General features: G+C 45.3%; 19 protein-coding genes and 1 pseudogene. 12 read left to right on the forward strand and 8 right to left on the reverse strand.

Annotation, left to right across the window (positions count from 1 at the left end; genetic code table 11):
• Window positions 1-61: 61 nt before the first annotated feature.
• Complete coding sequence (locus tag B5066_RS11520) at window positions 62-262, reverse strand: YlaI family protein (RefSeq protein ID WP_079477025.1); 201 nt, start codon at window positions 260-262, stop codon at window positions 62-64.
• 183 nt (window positions 263-445) lie between these two features.
• Here B5066_RS11520 and B5066_RS11525 point away from each other — a divergent pair, with 183 nt between their 5' ends.
• On the forward strand, window positions 446-904 hold the full coding sequence (locus tag B5066_RS11525) for a pyridoxamine 5'-phosphate oxidase family protein (RefSeq protein WP_079476058.1): 459 nt from the start codon (window positions 446-448) through the stop codon (window positions 902-904).
• A 43-nt stretch (window positions 905-947) separates the two neighbouring features.
• The gene (locus tag B5066_RS11530) at window positions 948-2270 is read left to right on the forward strand and encodes a PhoH family protein (RefSeq protein WP_079476059.1); all 1323 of its coding nucleotides are present in this window, start codon (window positions 948-950) and stop codon (window positions 2268-2270) included.
• A 38-nt stretch (window positions 2271-2308) separates the two neighbouring features.
• On the opposite strand, the gene B5066_RS11535 is transcribed toward B5066_RS11530, so the two are convergent.
• Window positions 2309-2821 carry a hypothetical protein gene (locus B5066_RS11535; protein ID WP_079476060.1) on the reverse strand — a complete coding sequence of 171 codons (513 nt, stop codon included), beginning with the start codon at window positions 2819-2821 and terminating at the stop codon, window positions 2309-2311.
• Between the two features lie 215 nt (window positions 2822-3036).
• On the opposite strand from B5066_RS11535, the gene B5066_RS11540 reads away from it, so the two are divergent.
• From B5066_RS11540 to B5066_RS11555, 4 genes are all read left to right on the forward strand, one after another.
• On the forward strand, window positions 3037-3312 hold the full coding sequence (locus B5066_RS11540; RefSeq protein WP_094907905.1) for an Fpa/YlaN family protein: 276 nt from the start codon (window positions 3037-3039) through the stop codon (window positions 3310-3312).
• 292 nt (window positions 3313-3604) lie between these two features.
• Window positions 3605-7051, forward strand: coding sequence for a pyruvate carboxylase (gene pyc, locus B5066_RS11545; protein WP_079476061.1), 3447 nt, complete (start codon window positions 3605-3607; stop codon window positions 7049-7051).
• A 199-nt stretch (window positions 7052-7250) separates the two neighbouring features.
• Window positions 7251-8678, forward strand: a complete 1428-nt coding sequence (locus B5066_RS11550) for a cryptochrome/photolyase family protein (RefSeq protein ID WP_179124095.1) — start codon at window positions 7251-7253, stop codon at window positions 8676-8678.
• 3 nt (window positions 8679-8681) lie between these two features.
• Window positions 8682-9851, forward strand: coding sequence for a GNAT family N-acetyltransferase (locus tag B5066_RS11555; protein ID WP_079476063.1), 1170 nt, complete (start codon window positions 8682-8684; stop codon window positions 9849-9851).
• An 18-nt stretch (window positions 9852-9869) separates the two neighbouring features.
• Here the strand turns inward: B5066_RS11555 and B5066_RS11560 are convergent, their stop codons facing one another.
• A complete protein-coding gene (locus tag B5066_RS11560; RefSeq protein ID WP_079476064.1) occupies window positions 9870-10769 on the reverse strand; it encodes a COX15/CtaA family protein in 900 nt (299 codons plus the stop codon).
• Between the two features lie 253 nt (window positions 10770-11022).
• Here B5066_RS11560 and B5066_RS11565 point away from each other — a divergent pair, with 253 nt between their 5' ends.
• Window positions 11023-11577, forward strand: coding sequence for a DUF420 domain-containing protein (locus tag B5066_RS11565; RefSeq protein ID WP_079476065.1), 555 nt, complete (start codon window positions 11023-11025; stop codon window positions 11575-11577).
• 31 nt (window positions 11578-11608) lie between these two features.
• On the opposite strand, the gene ytvI is transcribed toward B5066_RS11565, so the two are convergent.
• Together ytvI and B5066_RS11575 are read right to left on the reverse strand one after the other, a co-directional pair.
• On the reverse strand, window positions 11609-12673 hold the full coding sequence (gene ytvI / locus B5066_RS11570) for a sporulation integral membrane protein YtvI (protein ID WP_143745430.1): 1065 nt from the start codon (window positions 12671-12673) through the stop codon (window positions 11609-11611).
• A 93-nt stretch (window positions 12674-12766) separates the two neighbouring features.
• A complete protein-coding gene (locus B5066_RS11575) occupies window positions 12767-13279 on the reverse strand; it encodes a PaaI family thioesterase (protein ID WP_158219051.1) in 513 nt (170 codons plus the stop codon).
• 128 nt (window positions 13280-13407) lie between these two features.
• On the opposite strand from B5066_RS11575, the gene B5066_RS11580 reads away from it, so the two are divergent.
• Together B5066_RS11580 and B5066_RS11585 are read left to right on the forward strand one after the other, a co-directional pair.
• Complete coding sequence (locus B5066_RS11580; protein WP_079476068.1) at window positions 13408-13848, forward strand: YlbF/YmcA family competence regulator; 441 nt, start codon at window positions 13408-13410, stop codon at window positions 13846-13848.
• A 56-nt stretch (window positions 13849-13904) separates the two neighbouring features.
• Complete coding sequence (locus B5066_RS11585; protein WP_079476069.1) at window positions 13905-14360, forward strand: SRPBCC family protein; 456 nt, start codon at window positions 13905-13907, stop codon at window positions 14358-14360.
• A gap of 18 nt (window positions 14361-14378) precedes the next feature.
• Here the strand turns inward: B5066_RS11585 and cbpB are convergent, their stop codons facing one another.
• Window positions 14379-14849: a cyclic-di-AMP-binding protein CbpB gene (cbpB, locus tag B5066_RS11590; protein ID WP_233133203.1), complete on the reverse strand. Its 471-nt coding sequence runs from the start codon at window positions 14847-14849 to the stop codon at window positions 14379-14381.
• 181 nt (window positions 14850-15030) lie between these two features.
• Window positions 15031-15339, reverse strand: coding sequence for a MerR family transcriptional regulator (locus B5066_RS11595; RefSeq protein ID WP_079476071.1), 309 nt, complete (start codon window positions 15337-15339; stop codon window positions 15031-15033).
• 400 nt (window positions 15340-15739) lie between these two features.
• Between B5066_RS11595 and B5066_RS11600 the strand changes: the two genes are divergently transcribed.
• Window positions 15740-17107: an aspartate kinase gene (locus B5066_RS11600; protein WP_079476072.1), complete on the forward strand. Its 1368-nt coding sequence runs from the start codon at window positions 15740-15742 to the stop codon at window positions 17105-17107.
• A gap of 51 nt (window positions 17108-17158) precedes the next feature.
• Here B5066_RS11600 and B5066_RS11605 read toward each other — a convergent pair whose 3' ends face one another.
• Complete coding sequence (locus B5066_RS11605) at window positions 17159-17968, reverse strand: ion transporter (protein ID WP_079476073.1); 810 nt, start codon at window positions 17966-17968, stop codon at window positions 17159-17161.
• Window positions 17969-18055: 87 nt separating this feature from the next.
• On the opposite strand from B5066_RS11605, the pseudogene B5066_RS17045 reads away from it, so the two are divergent.
• Together B5066_RS17045 and B5066_RS11610 are read left to right on the forward strand one after the other, a co-directional pair.
• A pseudogene (locus B5066_RS17045) lies at window positions 18056-18259 on the forward strand (NAD(P)-binding protein); the annotation flags it as partial.
• Window positions 18251-19048, forward strand: coding sequence for an NAD(P)/FAD-dependent oxidoreductase (locus tag B5066_RS11610; RefSeq protein ID WP_342351588.1), 798 nt, complete (start codon window positions 18251-18253; stop codon window positions 19046-19048). The pseudogene B5066_RS17045 and the gene B5066_RS11610, both read left to right, overlap by 9 nt.
• Window positions 19049-19072 lie beyond the last annotated feature (24 nt).

The raw sequence follows: 19072 nt of genomic DNA on the forward strand, positions 1-19072 counted from the left end.
GCAGTAATTACTGCAGCCGGGATTTTTATTATCAATCAATGCCGATCGGGTAAACCCATTATTACCAGTCGTTGTCTTTTACCGGATCCCGGTATAAATGGAAATGACCAGTAGCTTTCCGCTCATTTGTCCGGTTTGAGATCCGTTCATGGCATTCAGAACACATATAAGTGTGAATCGGACGGTTCCTAATTTTTTTTGCTTGAGGATTTTCATCGTCCAATTTATGAATTTCATCGCAGATTACGCATTTTACCCGCATCATTTCGTTTCACCTCTGCTTTATGCAACCAAAAGATATGCTTTAAGTATAACACGACCGCTGCCTTGATAACAGAAGAGGGGCCAGATGATTAGAACAGAAAATTAAACAAAAGAATCCGAAAAAGAATGGACAAATTTTCAGACCAAAATGGTACTATTATACATATAAGGGGGGATACATATGGCTAGTCGTGTGTTTGACGAGCTACCTGAAGAAATCGTCTATTTATTAAAGCAGGAACAGTACGTGACGGTCTCTACGATCAATCAGAAAAATTCTACCCCGGATATTCACGCCGTGTCATGGGTATATGCATCTTCATCCCGAATGCTCCGGTTTGCGGTTGATGCCCGGGCGTCCGTCATGAAAAACTTGCGGGCGTCTCCGGGAATGGCTATGACTGTCATCGGCGGAGGCACCACTTACTCCATTGCAGGCAGAGGGAAAATTTTAACGACGGAGGTCAATGGTATATCTTTTCCGCTTGCAATCATAGAAGTGGAGGTCGTTGAAGTGAAAGATGTAATGTTTTACGGTTCCAGAATGATCAGCGGCCCGGTGTTTGAGAAAACATATGACCTGGAAGCGGCAGACGAGCTGGATAATAAAGTACTTGAAGCTATGAAGAAAACACAATAATTTAAATATTGCGATAGAGACAAGATAGGGGGAAGCACCTGTTATGAAAAAAATTTACGTTTTAGATACGAACGTACTGCTCCAAGATCCCCAGGCAATTTATCAGTTTGACGAACATCATGTAGTGATTCCGGCAGTGGTTCTGGAAGAAATTGATTCCAAAAAAAGATTGATGGATGAACTTGGCAGAAACGCGAGAGAAACAGCCAGAATTCTGGATCGCTTCCGCGGAAAAGGCAAACTCCATGAAGGAGTTTCTCTCGGTTCAGGCGGGACATTACGTGTAGAACTGAATCACCGTTCATACGAAAGCATGAAAGATACCTTTATTGAAGTGACCAATGACAATCGTATCCTCGCCGTGGCCCAGAATTTAAAGGACGAATACGAGCTTTTGGGCGACTACCATGTCGTCATTATCAGTAAAGACGCTCTTGTACGCGTGAAAGCAGATGCTCTTGGTATAACAGCAGAGGACTTTTTGAATGACCGGGTCACCCAATACGACAATATTTATAAAGGGCATCAGACACTGACGGTCGACCGCCCGTTGCTTGACGCTTTTTTCGAGGAAGGCTCTCTCGCTTCCGGGGAGGTTTCTGAAGAAGGGTTCTGCCCCCATGAATTCCTTATTTTAAGAGATGGTCTGAGCAGCTCTTCAGCTCTTGCAAAGGTTGACGCCTCCGGCAAAAGAATTCGTAAATTCACATCAGAGATTGATCATGTTTGGGGTATCCGTCCGAAAAACGTGGAGCAGAAAATGGCCCTCGAGCTGCTGCTTCGGGAAGATATACCCCTTGTAACATTGACTGGACGGGCAGGAACGGGCAAAACCCTATTGACTCTTGCTGCCGGATTGCTTCAGATTGAAGATATGGAAAGATACCATAAGCTGCTGGTTGCAAGACCTGTTGTGCCGCTTGGTAAAGATATAGGTTACCTCCCAGGGGAAAAAGATGAAAAGCTGCGCCCATGGATGCAGCCTATCTATGATAACCTGGAGTATCTTTTTAACGCTAAAAAGCCCGGCGAGCTTGATTCTATTCTTGCCGGAATGGGGTCGATTCAGGTGGAGGCATTAACTTATATTCGCGGACGCAGTATTCCGGATCAGTATATTATAATTGATGAGGCTCAGAATCTGACAAAGCACGAAGTAAAAACAATATTAACAAGAGTGGGAGAAGGCAGTAAAATTGTTTTTCTCGGCGACCCGGCCCAAATTGATCACCCGTACCTCGACGAATTAAACAACGGCCTGGCCTATGTGGTTGAAATGTTCAAAAACCAGGGGATCAGCGGGCACGTCAAGCTGGAGAAAGGAGAACGTTCCGGTCTCGCGCAGCTTGCAGCGGACATACTATAAAAAACGACAGCTGGAATAGCTCCAGCTGTCGTTTCTGTTTATTTTACCTGAAAACCTGTTACATGCCGAATAGGATTAGCCTTGTTAGCCCCGTTTCCGTAATATATGTGGACCGGGCCGTCTTCTTTTAGCGGACTGCCCTTATGGGAAAATGCTACAATGAAATTTTTCGCTTCCTCAAGAGATACAAGATGAGTTTCTGCTTCTGTTTCCACAACAACGTGGCTTGCGTCCTCTTTTGGTTCGGCATTCTGTAAAAACGGCTCAAACCTGATGCCGAAGGAGCCGTTGATGATGGCTTCTTTTTTGTTGCGTACTTTGTTAGTGCGTCCGCGTCCTGGATCCGGATCAGGGGCATTGGAACCTTCTTCACGGTCACGTGCAAACCGCCTGGCTGTATGATCGGCTTCCGTGGAAGGCTGCTCTCCGGCAGCAGGATCGGTATCAAAATACGTATCAAGGTCAATTTTGCGGTCATCAAATATCCAGGTAGTAGGATCGAGAGTGATCGGAAAACGAACATTCCCCTGAATCATTACGATGAAATTCATAAAGCACTCCTCCAATTTTATAGCTGCTGATAGGAACTGGTTTTTATGCTACCACAACCGGGTAATAGAGAAAAAGCAGAAGCTGCTGCTGGCCCGGAGATTATGGCTTATAGTCTGAAGAATCAAGATTTTATACGTAAATCGTCTTGCTTTTTTTTTAATGAACAGATAAGATGAATAGAAGGAGTCAGCTTGTAGGAGGGATTGCCTTGAGCATGAGGGCAGCAACAGAACATAGCGAGAAAGCATACGCTTTATTGAAAGCAGATGCTGAAAAGATTAGAAAACTTATTGAAGTGCAGATGGACAACTTGACAATGCCTCAATGCCCGCTTTACGAAGAGGTGCTTGATACACAAATGTTTGGGCTTTCACGGGAAATCGACTTTGCCATTCGTTTGAATCTCATCGACGAACATACCGGTAAACAAATTCTCTCTGAACTTGAACGGAAACTTGCTGCTTTTCATGAAGCAACAGTCGGTGGATGAGCCAAGCTATTCTAATTGAATAGCTTGGTTTTTTTACAAACGACTAAGTTTTTTATTTGAAGTTTTATTTTAGTGAAAATTAGGGAAATATTATGTAAAGCAGGCTCATCTTGTATTCAAAATAGGCACAAATTTTAAAAAAATGAGAATATTACTTTGACAGATGGCCTGGTTCTTGCGTATGATAATTTATATTTAGAATTATCTGTTATTGAAGATAATTCTGATTGCTCCTATCGGGATAAGATAGATACATCCTGCTGGAGATGCATTAGATAAGAGGAGGAGAAGGATGAACGGTCTAGAGAATATTAAAAAGGTATTAGTAGCAAACCGCGGTGAAATTGCTATACGCATATTTCGGGCGTGCACCGAATTACATATACGCACCGTGGCTATTTATTCCAATGAAGATGTAGGAGCATTCCACCGGTATAAAGCAGATGAAGCTTACCTGGTAGGAGAAGGGCAGAAACCGATCGATGCGTATCTGGATATTGAAGATATTATCCGTACAGCAAAAGAGAACGGTGTCGATGCTATTCACCCGGGCTATGGTTTTCTTTCTGAAAATATTGACTTTGCCAGACGCTGTGATGAAGAAGGAATTACCTTTATTGGTCCGGAGACCCGTCACCTGGAAATGTTCGGGGATAAAGTCAAAGCGAGAGAAACGGCGATTGCTGCAGACCTCCCGGTTATTCCAGGAAGCGACGGTCCGGTAAACAGTGTGGAAGAAGTGAAGGAATTCACTGACAAGCACGGCTTCCCGATTATGATTAAAGCTTCGCTTGGCGGAGGCGGACGCGGCATGCGGATTGTCCGCGATGCAGAATCGCTCGAGGATGCATACGACCGCGCAAAATCCGAAGCGAAATCTGCTTTTGGCAACGATATCGTTTATGTAGAAAAATTTGTCGAAAATCCAAAGCATATTGAAGTGCAGGTGCTCGGGGACAAAGCAGGAAACGTTATCCATTTGTATGAACGGGACTGCTCCATTCAGCGCCGCCATCAGAAAGTGGTGGAGGTAGCACCAAGTATTGCGCTCGATGAGTCACTGCGTGAACGCATTTGCGATGCTGCTGTGAAACTGGCCAGAAATATTGAATACGTCAATGCGGGCACGGTAGAGTTTCTGGTTAACGACAAGGGAGAATTTTTCTTCATTGAAGTTAACCCCCGCGTTCAGGTAGAACATACCATTACGGAAATGATTACCGGGGTAGACATCGTGCAGTCCCAGCTGAAAATCGCCGATGGCGGCACACTGCATGATGGTTCCATAGACATTCCAGAGCAAAAGGATATTAAAACCTTCGGCTATGCCATTCAATCCCGGGTGACGACAGAGGATCCTGCGAACGATTTCATGCCGGATACAGGACGAATCATGGCTTACCGTTCAAGCGGAGGCTTTGGAGTGAGGCTCGATGCCGGGAACGGGTTCCAGGGGGCGATCATATCTCCGTACTATGACTCTCTGCTCGTGAAGGTATCCACATGGGCACGGACATTTGAAGGGGCTTCGGAAAAAATGCTCCGGAACCTTCGGGAATTCCGGATTCGTGGTATTCGCACAAATATCCCGTTTTTGGAAAACGTTGTTCAGCATGAAAAATTCATTACGGGCACGTATGACACTTCCTTTATCGATTCGAGCCCGGAGCTCTTCGTCTTTCCAGTGCGCCAGGACCGTGGAACGAAAATGCTCACATTTATCGGAGAAACGATTGTAAATGGTTATCCCGGGCTTGAAAACACACCAAAGCCAACGCTCAACAAACCGGTGGTACCAAAGATCGATAAGAAAAAACCGATACCGAGAGGAACAAAACAAATTCTCGATGAACAGGGGCCAGAAGGGCTCGCAAACTGGGTGAAAGACCAAAATGAAGTGCTTTTGACTGACACCACGTTCCGTGATGCCCATCAGTCGCTGCTTGCTACGAGGGTCCGAAGCGATGACTTGAAGCGCATCGCAGAACCGACCTCCCGCATGCTGCCTAACTTGTTTTCCTCAGAGATGTGGGGTGGGGCAACATTCGACGTAGCTATGCGCTTTCTGCACGAAGATCCGTGGACCCGGCTGCTTGAACTTCGCGAGCGTATGCCGAACACGCTTCTGCAGATGCTTTTCCGTTCTTCCAATGCCGTAGGGTATAAAAATTACCCGGATAATCTGATTAAAGAATTTGTGCAAAAATCAGCCAATGCCGGAATTGATGTTTTCCGGATTTTTGATTCCCTTAACTGGCTGAAAGGAATGACGCTTACGATTGATGAAGTAAGACAGACGAATAAAATCGCTGAGGCTGCCATGTGCTATACAGGAGATATTCTTGATCCGAAGCGGGACAAATATGACCTGAAGTATTATAAAAACCTCGCGAAAGAGCTTGAAAACGCCGGCGCCCATATTCTGGGCATTAAAGATATGGCAGGACTTTTAAAGCCGGAAGCAGCGTACCAGCTTGTTTCTGAGCTCAAAGATTCCATTTCCATTCCGGTGCACCTTCACACACATGACACGAGCGGCAACGGTATCTTTACGTACGCCCGTGCGGTAGAAGCCGGAGTAGACATTGTCGATGTGGCAGAAAGCTCTATGGCTGGTCTCACTTCACAGCCAAGCGCAGACGGCTTGTATTATGCCCTGGCCGGAAATAAGCGGCAGCCGAAGGTGGATGTTGGTGCCCTGCAGGAGCTCAGTGACTTCTGGGATACCACGCGTGAATACTACCAAGGCTTTGAAAGCGGCATGCGTTCACCCGCACCAGAGGTATATGAACACGAAATGCCGGGCGGCCAGTACAGCAATTTGCAGCAGCAGGCGAAAGCGGTAGGCCTTGGGGACCGCTGGCGGGAAGTGAAGAAAATGTACCGCCGTGTTAACGACATGTTTGGGGATGTTGTCAAAGTAACGCCGTCGTCGAAAATCGTCGGAGATATGGCACTGTATATGGTCCAAAACGACCTGACAGAAGAAGACGTTTACGATAATGGCCAGAACCTTGATTTCCCGGATTCCGTCGTGGAATTCTTCCAGGGCTACTTAGGGCAGCCGCACCAGGGCTTCCCGGAAAAACTTCAAAAAATTATTTTGAAGGATCGTACCCCTATTTCGAACCGTCCGGGTGAAAATCTTGAACCAGTCGATTTTAAAGCTATTGAAGAAGAACTCTTTAACACGCTCGACCGCCCGGTGACCAGTCATGATATGATTTCCTACGCGATGTATCCGAAAGTATACATGGAATTTGAACAGTTCCGTCAAAGCTTCAGTGATGTATCTGTGCTTGATACACCGACGTTTTTCTACGGGCTCGAGCTCGGGGAAACAGTGGAAGTGGAAATCGAAAAAGGGAAAACGCTGATCGTGAAGCTCATTTCCGTATCAGAGCCGGACGAAACTGGTCATAGAAACGTGTACTTTGAATTGAACGGGCAGTCCCGTGAAGTTGTTATTAAGGATAAAAATGCCAAGGTGGATGCCAATGTGCGTCCAAAAGTGGATAAATCAAATCCTAACCATATTGGGGCAACGATGCCTGGAACCGTGCTGAAAACCTCTGTCAAAGAGGGCGATGAAGTGGCTAAAGGCGACCAGCTTATGATTACGGAAGCAATGAAGATGGAAACGACTGTCCAGGCGCCGTTTGATGGTAAAATCAAGGGCGTTTATGTAGAAAATAATGAACCGATCGAATCGGGAGATCTTCTTCTCGAATTTGAATAACAGGTACTAAAAGATCGGCCGGTAGGCCGGTCTTTTTTTATGGCAAAATAAAAATAGAGAAAAATCTAACACAGAGAGGTAGTAGGTTTCAAAAAATGAAATTTCTATGGAAGCATGTTTTCTTACGGAAAAAGCGTTAAATAAACTGAAAAAAGGTATAGAATTGAAGAAGAACTACGGTATAAAAGGAGCGGAATGTATGACGGAAGTAAGTGCTTTATGGATGCGCAGGGATTTACGATTAACAGATAACCGGGCAATGCATGAAATGCAGCAATGGGTGGAGACGGAAGAGGGAAGGCAGTGGTTTTTAGTCTTTCATCTTGACCCGGAGTTTTACAGTTTTTCATGTCCCCACCATGATTATTTTTTTCAAAATCTAGAAAAATTTCGCAAAGAATGCGATGATCAACATATACAATTATATTTCCTGCATGGAACGGCGGAAAAGGCATTCGCCTATTTAAAAGAAAAGGTGCCCGGGCTTACGCATTTATTTTTTAATGAAGACGAAGCACCGCCTGCCGCCTACCGGGACGAGCAGGTGAAGACAGAAATGCAGCGGCGCAGCGTAGAAACCCACGTATATAAAGATGCTCATTTTCATCGTTCCGATGAAGTGAAGAAAAAGGACGGTGGGCTGTATTCCGTCTACACTCCGTATTATCGTGCCTGGCGCCAGCTCGAAAAAGAACAACCGTACAAATGCAGGCTTGATCTTATAAGCAGTCGGCAGGCTCGTCCCTCCCTGCCGCAGAAAGCCGCATACGGAAAATTATCCTCTTATTTAAAGCATTACGGGGAAACGTGGAAGCATACCGGTGAAGAAGACGGCCATAAACGGCTGGAGACATTTGTGGAGGAAATAGCTCCGACATACCACGAAACAAACAATGCACTTTCCCAGGACGGAACGAGCCGGCTGTCCGCATATTTAAAAACCGGCCGGCTTTCTGTGAGAACAATTTATCAGGCCCTTTCAGAACAGCTTGAAGAAGGAAATCCAGGGGCTGAAGCGTTTGTAAGCGAGCTTGCCTGGAGAGATTACTATAATATGATTCACGCCACGCATCCCGAGCTAAAAAATAAAGAGCTGAAGGAAGCTTACCAAAATCTGCCGTGGGAGTATGATGAAAAACGGCTGCAGACCTGGAAAGAGGGGCGTACTGGCTATCCGGTGGTGGACGCCTGCATGCGGCAGTTAAATGAAACCGGCTGGATGCATAATCGGGGCCGGATGATCGCTGCTTCCTTTCTCACTAAGGATTATTTAATTGACTGGAGGGAGGGAGAGAGGTATTTCGCTGAAAGGCTTATTGACTATGACCCTTCCTCCAATGCTGGCGGATGGCAGTGGGCGGCTTCCACCGGCACGGATGCGGTGCCTTATTTCCGCGTCTTTTCTCCAGTGAGGCAGAGTGAGCGCTTTGACCCGCAGGGCGATTATATCCGCGAACATGTGCCGGAACTGCAGGGAGTACCAAAAAAATATATTCATACCCCGTGGAAAATGGATGAACAACAGCAAAAAGAGTATAACTGTATACTCGGTCAAGATTACCCGGAGCCTGAAATAGATCACTCGGTTCAGCGAAAAAAAGCAATTGAGATGTTTAAAGGAGACTAAGCCATGGACATTCGCCGTATGAAAAAATCAGAAATTGATCAAAGTTTAGATCTGGCCCAGTATGCTTTCCAAATTCATTTGACAGAGGAACAGCGCCGGGAAAGGCGCCGCACGATCGTGCCCCAGGACAACTGGGTCGCCGTCGAACGGGGGAAGGTTCTTTCTAAAGTAGCGATATTTCCCACGATTGTTTACCTTGGAGACGTCAAAATGCCGATGGGGGGAATTTCTGGCGTAGCAACGTGGCCGGAAAAGCGACGGGGCAGTTTAGTGCGCTCGCTATTGAAAGAAGCGCTGGTGGATTTAAGAGACCGGGGCGTGCCGATCTCTATGCTTTATCCGTTTTCCACTTCCTTTTACCGAAAATTCGGCTGGGAAGTATTTTGTGATACGAAGCATTGGACAGTAACAAAAAGCGAGCTTCCGGAAACCGGGGAACCTGAAAAAGGGTATATCCGCCGAATTTATCAGCAGGATTGGCAGATACTCGACTATATCTACCAGAAATGGGCAAAGCAGTATGCCGGCATGATTGTACGCTCTGAACAATGGTGGAAAAACCGCACGCTTCAGCGCAAGAAAGGCAACGCTGCTGTTTACACCGATGCGAATGGCTTTGACAGCGGATATGTGCTGTATGAAGTAAAAGAGCAGCAGCTAACTGTGCATGAGTTTGTAGCATGGCATGAAGATGCACGCAGGGAATTGTGGCGGTTTTTGGCCAATCATGATTCTATGATTGAAACTGCCAAAATTTCACCCGTTATTGATGACCCGAGCCGTTATTTACTGCCGGAACCCAAAATCGAAGAAACGAGAAAAAGCTATTTTATGGCCCGCATCGTGGATGTGTACCCATTTTTGCATCAGTATCCGCTGAATCTGCCGGTCGAGGAATCCCTCGTGCTGCATGTGGAAGATACATTTTGTGATTGGAACAATACGAGCTGGCAGCTGTATAAATCAAAAGAAGGGCGGACGGAGATCAAAGAAGTGCTATCGAACCGTACTGGTATCGACCTTTCCATTAACACACTGACCGCTCTCGTTATGGGATACCTCACTGTACGGGAAGCTGAGCGCACGTCTCTTGTAAAAGGCAGCAAGCAGCAGCTGCAGCTGCTTGATCATGCTCTTCCGGGCTTTACTCCGTTTATGTACGACTTCTTTTGAGACGAAAAAACAGGCCTTCTAGTGGTGAAGGCCTGCTTCTTTTTGGTGTATGCTTTTAGAGGTGCTGGTGAGTTCTGTGGAAGAAACAGCAGGCTGCCGGGTAATAATGACAAGCATGTAGGTCATTATGGTAAAAATGATGCTGATTGTCAGTGCATGAATAAGCACAGACGTTAAATGCGGCGCTCCAAAAATCAGGGCAATGCCGGCACCGGCCTGAACGAGTATCAGCACAAAAGCCATTACGCTCATAGCAGCCAGTGACGTATAGGCCCGAAATCGTTTCAGCGTCCAAATCATCAGTACGGCTACGACGACCATAAGAGCGACAGCGGCACCGCGGTGAATCCAGCCGGCTATCTCTGCTCCGCCGGAATGCTTCACATAGGCTCCGGTATAAATGACGGCGTATGAATAAACAATAGTGGCAACCAGGTAATTGCGGTAGCCTTTTGTCACTTTTGGCTGCAGCGACGGCTTGCGGTTATCCTCAAATGCCAGAATGGTGAGCATAATAACCGTTGCAAGTGAAATGGCACTGATGCCGAAATGAAGAGCGAGCACGAGGCTCGAGTTGCCCCAGATAACTGCGCCTGCGCCCATTAACCCCTGAAAAATAATAAACAATACAGCCATGAGCGCCATAAACTTTGTTTCACGCAGATGAGAAAGCTTCACAGATGACCAAATAGCAAGAATAATTACGAACAGCCCCATCAGTCCCGACCAAAGCCGGTGGCTGTATTCAATGATAGTGGCGACGGCGGGGTTGGAAGGTACTACTTCCCCGAAACAAAGCGGCCATGTGGCACCGCAGCCTTCGCCGGACCCTGTATTAGTCACCAGTGCTCCCTGCAGCAATACGATGAGCATGCCGATGGAGGTGATGACGCCGAATGTGCGTAGTCCCCAGTGCAAAATAAGTCACTCCTTCAATATGAATGCAATTAAGAATTTCACGTTGTTGTTACATAATTAATCGTAGATTTCCAGCCTGAAAAAGTCAATTTTTAATCATGATCCCCTGATGAACAAATAATGAATTGTGAAAAATATGTGAAAGCAGAAGCCTCAAAGAAAAAACGTTCACTGGATTGTTAATCCAGGGATCTGCATAAATGGGTGTGATTTAGTATAATATAACCGCTACCACAGAAGAGGAGGAATATACGTGTCTCAATTAAAGGCTGAAGAACAAAAGCGCACCAATCGCACGCATACATGGATCGTGATTCTGCTCAGCGTGATTATTAATGGGCTTGTAACGATTTTAATATTTGTAGAAGGCGGCGGCCAGACATTTAATGGTTTCGACCTGACGATTCTGCCGATGATGAATGCTATTTTTAATAGCTTTACCACCGTGTTTTTATTGGGGGCTTTGTACTTTATTTTACGGAAAAATATAAAGATGCACCGCCGGTTTATATACGGGGCGTTTACAACAACGACCCTTTTTCTCGTCACGTATCTGGCATACCACAGCCTTGCCTCGAGCACGTCTTACGGCGGAGAAGGAGTCATTCAGTATATATACTATTTTATCCTGATCTCCCATATTATTTTAGCAGCACTGATTGTACCGCTTTCGATTTATACATTTTTAAAAGGATTTACGTACCAGGTGCAAAAACACCGCAAAATTGCCCGGTGGACGATGCCGCTGTGGCTGTATGTAAGTGTTACTGGCGTAGTGGTTTACTTTATGATTGCCCCGTACTATTAAGAAAAAAGGAAAGCCCCGCGGCTTTCCTTTTTTATACTCTGAAATTTAACTTGATGAGTCCTGCCTCCCGGGCAGAAGTGAAAGCAATAACAGCGAGCGGGCCGACGATAAAGCCTACTACGCCGAGAAGGGTCAGCCCGAGGTAGAGGCTGATTAAAGTAGCAAGCGGAGAAAGGCCGATATGGAGCCCCATTACTTTAGGTTCCACAGTACGGCGAATAATGAGAAGAACGATGCCGAGGGCCAGCAGCTGCGTTCCAAGAACAAGGTCACCGCTGATATACATATAAATAGACCACGGGGCGAGAATGGCGATGGAGCCGATAATTGGAATAAAGTCAACGGCCCATATAATCAGGCTCATCACAATTGCCACTTCAGGGGTGAAAATCATTAATCCGACAAACGTAACTGCTAGTATGATTAAGCTGACTAAAAATTGGGCTTTGAAGAAACCGAGGATTACTTCAGCGAGCCGGCTGGTCATAAACTGAAATTTTTCAGAAGTCTCAGGCTTTAAAAAAGAGTAAAATTTGTCTGTCAGTTTTGGGAGATCGATCATAAATAAATAAAGAGCGATCAAATACACTAAAAACATAATCAAATAGCCGGGAATAGAAGCAATAATTGCCGTGGCCTGGTTCAGCAGATCATCGCTTGCGATATTTTCCTGAAGGCTGGTAAGCATCTCGGCAATCCGGTTGTTGATCTGGTCAATAGTATCCTGCGGAAGATTCCACTGTTCGTAACGATTGTTCAGCCCGGTTTGAATGTTTTCTACTGTTTCTACGAGATTACTGATATATGTAGGGAGATTTTTGGAAAAAGCTACCACCTGGGTGATCACCTGAGTAATTAACAAATATCCAAGTAAAATTAATAACAGAAGAAAAGCCGAGAAAACGATCATAACCGAAAATGGCCGTTTAATATTAAGAGAACGCATGGTAAGCCTTACAGCGGGAGAAAGGGCCAGGGCGGTTAACCATGCAAGGATAATCGGCCCCGAAACAGGCAGAATAAAGTAAAGAGCGACGAGGGCCAGAACGATGCCGATAAACCGGAAAATATTTTTTTTTGTCAGCAGGGCGGTCACAGGGAAGCTCCTTTCATCAAAGTGAAGCATTATGTACTTTATTTATTATAAAGTATTTAAGCAGATAATAGTAATTAATAAATGGAAGCGGGGTCAGGAGCGGGCAGCCTGCTTTAAATAAAAGGTGCCGTCTGCCTTTGCGACGAGTCGGTTTTCTTCATCATAAACCGCTGCTTCAGCATAGGAGATGCGGCGTCCAACAGTAATAGGCGATGCTTTGCAGGTCAGCTCTTTGCCAGTACCAGCGGCAATAAACTGCACGTGAATATCGATCGTTAAAATATCACCAGGGACAGGAGAAAGCTCCGTGAGCAGCACGCCCATGGAATTATCCATTATCGTCGTCAGAATCCCTCCATGGACGATGCCGTGGGTATTATGCAGACCCGGATGAATGGGAATGGAAGCACAAAGCGTTTCTTCATCCTCCCAGTAGGTAGAAGTGTGCATGAAATGTTCCACTCCACTTCGGGCCTCTGAATTATCCCAGTCGTGCAGCAGTTTGAGATAATGTTTAGTCAGCTCTTTAGCCTTCGGGGAGCCGTCCGCCAGAATGCTTTCGAGCATTTCCTGTTCTGTCAGCTGGGGTGAATGTTTTTCTGTCATGTTTGTCATCCTCTCCGTAGTTACGCTCTCCTTATATTGTAGCAATAAGACAAAAAGCGAACAAATATGGCGATTCGTTCTTCATAGAATGAGGTGATCCGTGATAAGATAAAAGCGGAGGTGAATGTATGGCTGTAATAGAAGCATCGACGTCTATAGATATACTTGAGCAATCAGAACAGTTAGGCCACATGGTGGTGGAATCTGATATATATATTGAATACAGGGAAGCCAAGAAGGCGATGAAAGAAGATCCGGAAGCGCAGGAAAAAATTAATAATTTTTTAAGCTGGAAGGATCAATATGAAGAAGTGCAGCGGTTTGGAGCATATCACCCGGATTACAAAACAACCGCCAAGCAGGTGAGGGTCGTAAAACGGGAAATGGACATGCATGAAACTGTCATCCGGTACCGGCAGGCAGAAAAAGCGCTGGATAACTTACTGACAGAAATATCAACGCTGGTAGCTGAATCCGTCTCATCCTCAATCAAAGTGCCGACGGGTAATCCATTTTATGATAACCAATCATGCGGCTGTTCCACTGGTGGAAGCTGTGGATGCTCTTAATAAACATAAAACCTCCTCTTTTAGGGTATACCTCCTTTAAAGAGGAGGTTTTTGCTATGTTTAAAGGAGTCTTCGAAGCTCAGACTGTAGTACCTGCATCCAGAGAGGAAGTTTGGAACTATTTCGGCGATCCAGTGCAGCTTGAAGAAATGACAGAGTTTCCGGAAGTTGAAGTGGAATCTTCAGGGAAAACAGAAGCCGGAGCAGAAATCCGTTTATATTTATATTTTGGTATATGGAAAACTGTCTGGGACTCAGTTATTACTTACGTAGACGCGCCGAATGCGTTTCAGGATGAGGGAAAAAAGCTGCCGTTTCCGTTTATATCCTGGAAGCATACCCATACTTTCCAGGAGCTCGGGCCGTTAACGGGCGTACATGATTACATTGAATTTGAATCGGTAGTGCCGGCCTGGATGGTGAAGTGTTTTTTAAACGGAATGTTTAAAAACCGGAAAGCTTTTGTGGTAAAACAATTCAGCACGGAAAATAAAAGAAGTTCCGCTTTTTAAACGAAAAGCGGAACTTCTTTAATGAGACTGAAACTCCCGGTGGACCATGACCAGAATAGCGCGCCTGGTAATGAGGCCGACGAAAGCTCCTTCATCGTCTTCAATACATACAAACGGATGGTTAATAGAAAGGGTTAAGGCCTTCCCAAAGTTATCATTTACGTTCATCTTCGGCACCTTTTCCGACATCACCGATTCTACGGTATGTTCATGAAGCTTGTCCATTTCGATCCGTTCGGTGCCCAAAATGGTGTCGAGCACCTGAGCTTTACTAATTTGTCCCTGAACACGGTAATGTGTATCTAAAACAGGGACTGCGGTATAGCCGGACTTAATTAATATTAAAAGCGCATGGTCCAGAGGGTTGGCAGCCTGAACATGGGCAACTTTTTCATGGCCGATGATCAGTTCAGCTATTTCCTGGTCCATAATATTTGTGTTTTTCAATTCATGAAGCACTGTCATCACATACTTTCGTTGATTTCTCATGGAGCAGAAGGCCAATAGGTATGAGGCGTGGATATAAAGTCATGTTGAATAATAAAAGGATTTCAAGGTTTCGTCAAGTTCCAAAAAACGTAATTATCGACGATTTGAAGGCTTTTAGGCACACCAAAGACAACTGTTGAACCAAATCGACTCAACAGTTGTCTTTTGGAATAAAATGGATTTAACCCTTGCGCATATTGAAGGCTGCATTCAATTGGCCGCGAAGCATTCTTTCCCGCAGTTCTTTGTTTTTCATTTTCTTCTGTTCCATGCGGCGTATTTCAAACGTCTGCATGCCATCTTCCATTTTTTCTGCGATATCGAGGAGCCGCTCTACATCTAAAAAGGAATACTTTCTAGTCCCGCCGGAGGTACGGTCAGGGTGAATCAGTTTACGTTCTTCATAATAACGAATTTTTCTTTCGGACAGTCCGGTTAATTCGCTCATAACTCCAATCGTAATTACTTTTTTATCCTTATATGACGACATGGTTTACTCCCCTTTTCATCTCTTTTGTAAGCTAATATACCATAATAACTTTTACATGTATGTTTATTTGTTAGATTACCTTACATCGTCCGTGGGCAAAATTGTAAAATTAATGCTTAAGAGCTTGAAAAGGAGGGAAAGAATACATATCGTCCTATGTCTTACCAATCGAAAGTAATTACTATGGATTAAGAGGATACTTCGGACCACGGATTCTTTTTCATAAGAATCAGTCCAGATGGGCTTTAACCACTCATATTACTGATTGTTGACGGATGAAACATATGATAATCTATTAATTGTGAAATTTTTGAACAATTCACTCATATAATTAGAAAAAGCAATATACGCATAAAACTTTAATAAAAAGAACGGAAATAACGACAGGAGTGACAAAGAAATGAAAGTAGCGAAATTTGGCGGGAGTTCTCTTGCGAGTGCGGAGCAGATTAAAAAGGTGGCAGACATTGTAGCGACAGACGAAGACCGCAGAGTGGTAGTCGTTTCTGCCCCGGGTAAAAGAAACAGTGAAGACACAAAAGTGACGGATTTATTAATCACCCTTGCGGAAGCCTGCCTGGAGAATTCCGGGGTGGAGGATGCGAAAAATAAAGTATTGGAACGCTTTCGCAGCATTACATCCGAATTGAATTTATCAGACGACATTATTGCAACCATTGAAAGCGATATTGAAAGCCGGATCCAGTTCACCAAAAATAACGAAGGGCGCTTCATTGATCAGATGAAGGCCGGTGGTGAAGATAATAATGCTAAAGTGGTGGCACAGTATCTTCAGAGCATCGGAACCGTAGCCGAATATGTTAATCCAAATGACGCCGGTCTGTTTGTGAGTGATACTCCGGGCAACGCCCAGGTGTTGAATGAATCGTACGACCACATTTATAAGCTGCGAGAACGCGACGGAGTAGTAGTATTTCCAGGCTTCTTCGGCTATTCAAAAGAAGGAGATCTCGTTACATTCTCCCGGGGCGGCTCTGATATTACAGGCTCTATTCTGGCTGCGGGAGTACAGGCGGACCTTTATGAAAACTTCACAGATGTGGATTCAGTATTTGCGGCCAATCCGACAGTGGTGGACAACCCGTGCGCAATCAAACGAATGACTTACCGTGAAATGCGTGAGCTTTCCTACGCAGGCTTTGCTGTTTTTCATGATGAAGCCCTCATTCCGGCTTTCCGTAAAAAAATTCCGGTATGTGTGAAAAACACGAATAATCCGCAGGGAAGCGGTACAATGATCATTTCTGAACGGGAATATGCCCTGAATCCAATCATCGGGATCGCAGCAGACAAAGGATTTGAAACAATTTACGTACGTAAATACTTAATGAATAGAGAAGTAGGGTTCGGTCGCCGGCTGCTTTCGATTATTGAAGACGAAGGAGTCTCGTATGAGCATATGCCGTCTGGAATTGATGATACCTCTATCATTATTGAAGAAGGGCAGATGTCTAAAGAGAAAGAAGAGCGGATCATTGAGCGTATTATAAATGAGCTCGATGCGGACGATGCCTATATTGAAAAAGGATATGCAATGATTATGCTCGTAGGTGAAGGTATGCATGAAACGGTAGGTGTAGCTGCACGCGCGACTCGCGCATTTTCTGAAAAAGGCATTAATATTGAAATGATCAACCAGGGTTCTTCTGAGGTTTCACTCAGTTTCGGGATTGCTGAAGAGCATGTGGATGAAGCAATCCGAGGTCTGTATGAAGAATTTTTCAGTACGAAGGAAGTACTTCAGTAATAATAAAGAGGGCAGCCGCCGGCGGCTGCCCTCTTTGTATATGAAAACCGATTAATCCTTATGCTTTTCTTTTAGAAGCTGTTTAATATCATACAGTTCGCTCTCCATGTGATCAAGCTGTTTTTTTAGCTTGTCCTCGCTTTCTTCGGCTTCAGCTTTTTCGACGTTACTGACAATAACGCCTACAAACAAGTTGAACACCACGAACGTTCCAACGAGTACGAAAGAGACAAAATAAATCCAGCTCAATGGATTAGTTTCTGCAATTGGGCGCATGACCGCGCTTGCCCATGACTCCAATGTGACCACCTGAAATAACGTCAGCAGGGACTGGAAAATATCACCGAAATAAGCAGGGGCGGTGTCGCGGTAAAGCATCGTACCGATTACAGCATAAACGTAAAAAATAATGCTCATCAAAATCATAATATTTCCTAAAGAGGGAATGGTACGAAGCAGAGCATCTACAAGCCGGCGCAGGGAAGGGACAACCGTGATAGCGCGCAGCACCCGGAGCACCCGCAGCACCCGAAGGACGGTGATGAAAGCGGAGCCGGCAAAAATATGGCCGGCCGCTACAATGAAAAAATCAAACCAGTTCCAGGGAGACCGGAAAAAATTGTAGGAAGGAAAGACACCAAGAAACCGGATGATAACCTCAATGGTAAACAGCCAGAGAAGTACGTAATTTAATACTGAAAACGTATTTTCGTAGCGGTTGTATAATGCTTCGGAAGTTTCAAGACCTACGAGCAGGGCATTGAATAATATAAGTGTCGTTACAATGGCAGTGAAAACCGGCTGATTTAAAATGACAGCTAAACGCTGCCGAAAACGGGTAAAGGTAGATATCTCGCTCATAGGTGGACTCCTTTAAAAAGATGTGAACCGTTTTGATTGTACAAAAAATAGCAGGTAAAGAAAAGAAATAGCTTTAAGAGGAGGAGTTATATGAATCCAGATGTCATTATTGTCGGTGCCGGTCTCGCCGGATGGAGCGCGAACCGGGAACTTGAAAAGCACGGCCTGGGCACTATGGTGGTCGAAAAAAGCAGAGGAGTCGGGGGCAGAATGGCAACAAGAAGATTGAACGACGGGCGTGCGGACCATGGCGCCCAGTTCTTCACCGCCAGAAGTCAATCTATGCGTGAAATAGCAAAGGAATGGGAGGGCGCGAAATACATACGCAACTGGAGTAACGGCTTTATTCAGCTGGAAAACCTTGAACAAGAGCAGCATTTTCAAGGAGACGGGCACCCGAGATACGTAGGTAACGCTGGGATGGCTCCGTTGATGAAAAATTTATGGAAAGGGAAAACGATAGAAAAAGAAACAAAAATTACTGCTATCGTGCCCGGGAAAGAAGGCTGGATACTTCGTACAGAAACTAATCAAATGGAAGCGCGAGCTGTACTTTTAACTCCCCCGGTGCCGCAATCCCTTGATATGCTGCAAAACGTGCCCGGGGAGCGCCTTTGGGAAAAGAATCTTTCCTCAATTCAATACGACCCGTGCCTGGCTGTAATGATTGAATATGAAGGGGAAAGCCCTCTTCAGGTTCCGGGGGGCATCCAGACAAAGGATCCAAGAATTCAGTTTATCGGCTGTAATCAGCAAAAAGGCATTTCCGAAACCTGCGTACTTACGGTGCATGCAGAAGGAGAATGGTCGAGGGAGCACTGGAACGACAGCGGCGAAGCTTTTGCTGAAGAGCTGTGCCGCATCGCCGGGCCGCTGCTGGACCGGGAAAAGGTACTGAAGCTCCACCCAAAGCGATGGAGGTATGCGAAGCCGGTGCATATGTACCCAAATCATTCACGAAGCTATGATGATCCTTATCCTCTTGCATTTGCCGGGGATGCATTTGGTGAAGGAAAAGTGGAAGGGGCCGTTTTAAGCGGAAAGGATGCAGCGAAAAAAATTGTATCGCTGCTTCAATAAAAAAGCAGGAACCGGGAGCCGGCT

This window comes from Marinococcus halophilus, from assembly GCF_900166605.1.
GTDB classification, from domain to species: Bacteria; Bacillota; Bacilli; order Bacillales; family Marinococcaceae; genus Marinococcus; species Marinococcus halophilus.

What these genes read in the sequence shown, in the direction of transcription:
- cbpB (WP_233133203.1), bottom strand. Translation starts at nt 14,849, where the DNA reads ATGAGAAATCAACGAAAGTATGTGATGACAGTGCTTCATGAATTGAAA.
- B5066_RS11605 (WP_079476073.1), bottom strand. Translation starts at nt 17,968, where the DNA reads ATGAGCGAGATATCTACCTTTACCCGTTTTCGGCAGCGTTTAGCTGTC.
- pyc (WP_079476061.1), top strand. Translation starts at nt 3,605, where the DNA reads ATGAACGGTCTAGAGAATATTAAAAAGGTATTAGTAGCAAACCGCGGT.
- B5066_RS11540 (WP_094907905.1), top strand. Translation starts at nt 3,037, where the DNA reads ATGAGGGCAGCAACAGAACATAGCGAGAAAGCATACGCTTTATTGAAA.
- B5066_RS11525 (WP_079476058.1), top strand. Translation starts at nt 446, where the DNA reads ATGGCTAGTCGTGTGTTTGACGAGCTACCTGAAGAAATCGTCTATTTA.
- B5066_RS11600 (WP_079476072.1), top strand. Translation starts at nt 15,740, where the DNA reads ATGAAAGTAGCGAAATTTGGCGGGAGTTCTCTTGCGAGTGCGGAGCAG.
- B5066_RS11550 (WP_179124095.1), top strand. Translation starts at nt 7,251, where the DNA reads ATGACGGAAGTAAGTGCTTTATGGATGCGCAGGGATTTACGATTAACA.
- B5066_RS11575 (WP_158219051.1), bottom strand. Translation starts at nt 13,279, where the DNA reads ATGACAGAAAAACATTCACCCCAGCTGACAGAACAGGAAATGCTCGAA.
- B5066_RS11595 (WP_079476071.1), bottom strand. Translation starts at nt 15,339, where the DNA reads ATGTCGTCATATAAGGATAAAAAAGTAATTACGATTGGAGTTATGAGC.
- B5066_RS11520 (WP_079477025.1), bottom strand. Translation starts at nt 262, where the DNA reads ATGCGGGTAAAATGCGTAATCTGCGATGAAATTCATAAATTGGACGAT.
- B5066_RS11535 (WP_079476060.1), bottom strand. Translation starts at nt 2,821, where the DNA reads ATGAATTTCATCGTAATGATTCAGGGGAATGTTCGTTTTCCGATCACT.
- B5066_RS11585 (WP_079476069.1), top strand. Translation starts at nt 13,905, where the DNA reads ATGTTTAAAGGAGTCTTCGAAGCTCAGACTGTAGTACCTGCATCCAGA.
- B5066_RS11610 (WP_342351588.1), top strand. Translation starts at nt 18,251, where the DNA reads ATGCGTGAAATAGCAAAGGAATGGGAGGGCGCGAAATACATACGCAAC.
- B5066_RS11555 (WP_079476063.1), top strand. Translation starts at nt 8,682, where the DNA reads ATGGACATTCGCCGTATGAAAAAATCAGAAATTGATCAAAGTTTAGAT.
- B5066_RS11530 (WP_079476059.1), top strand. Translation starts at nt 948, where the DNA reads ATGAAAAAAATTTACGTTTTAGATACGAACGTACTGCTCCAAGATCCC.
- B5066_RS11580 (WP_079476068.1), top strand. Translation starts at nt 13,408, where the DNA reads ATGGCTGTAATAGAAGCATCGACGTCTATAGATATACTTGAGCAATCA.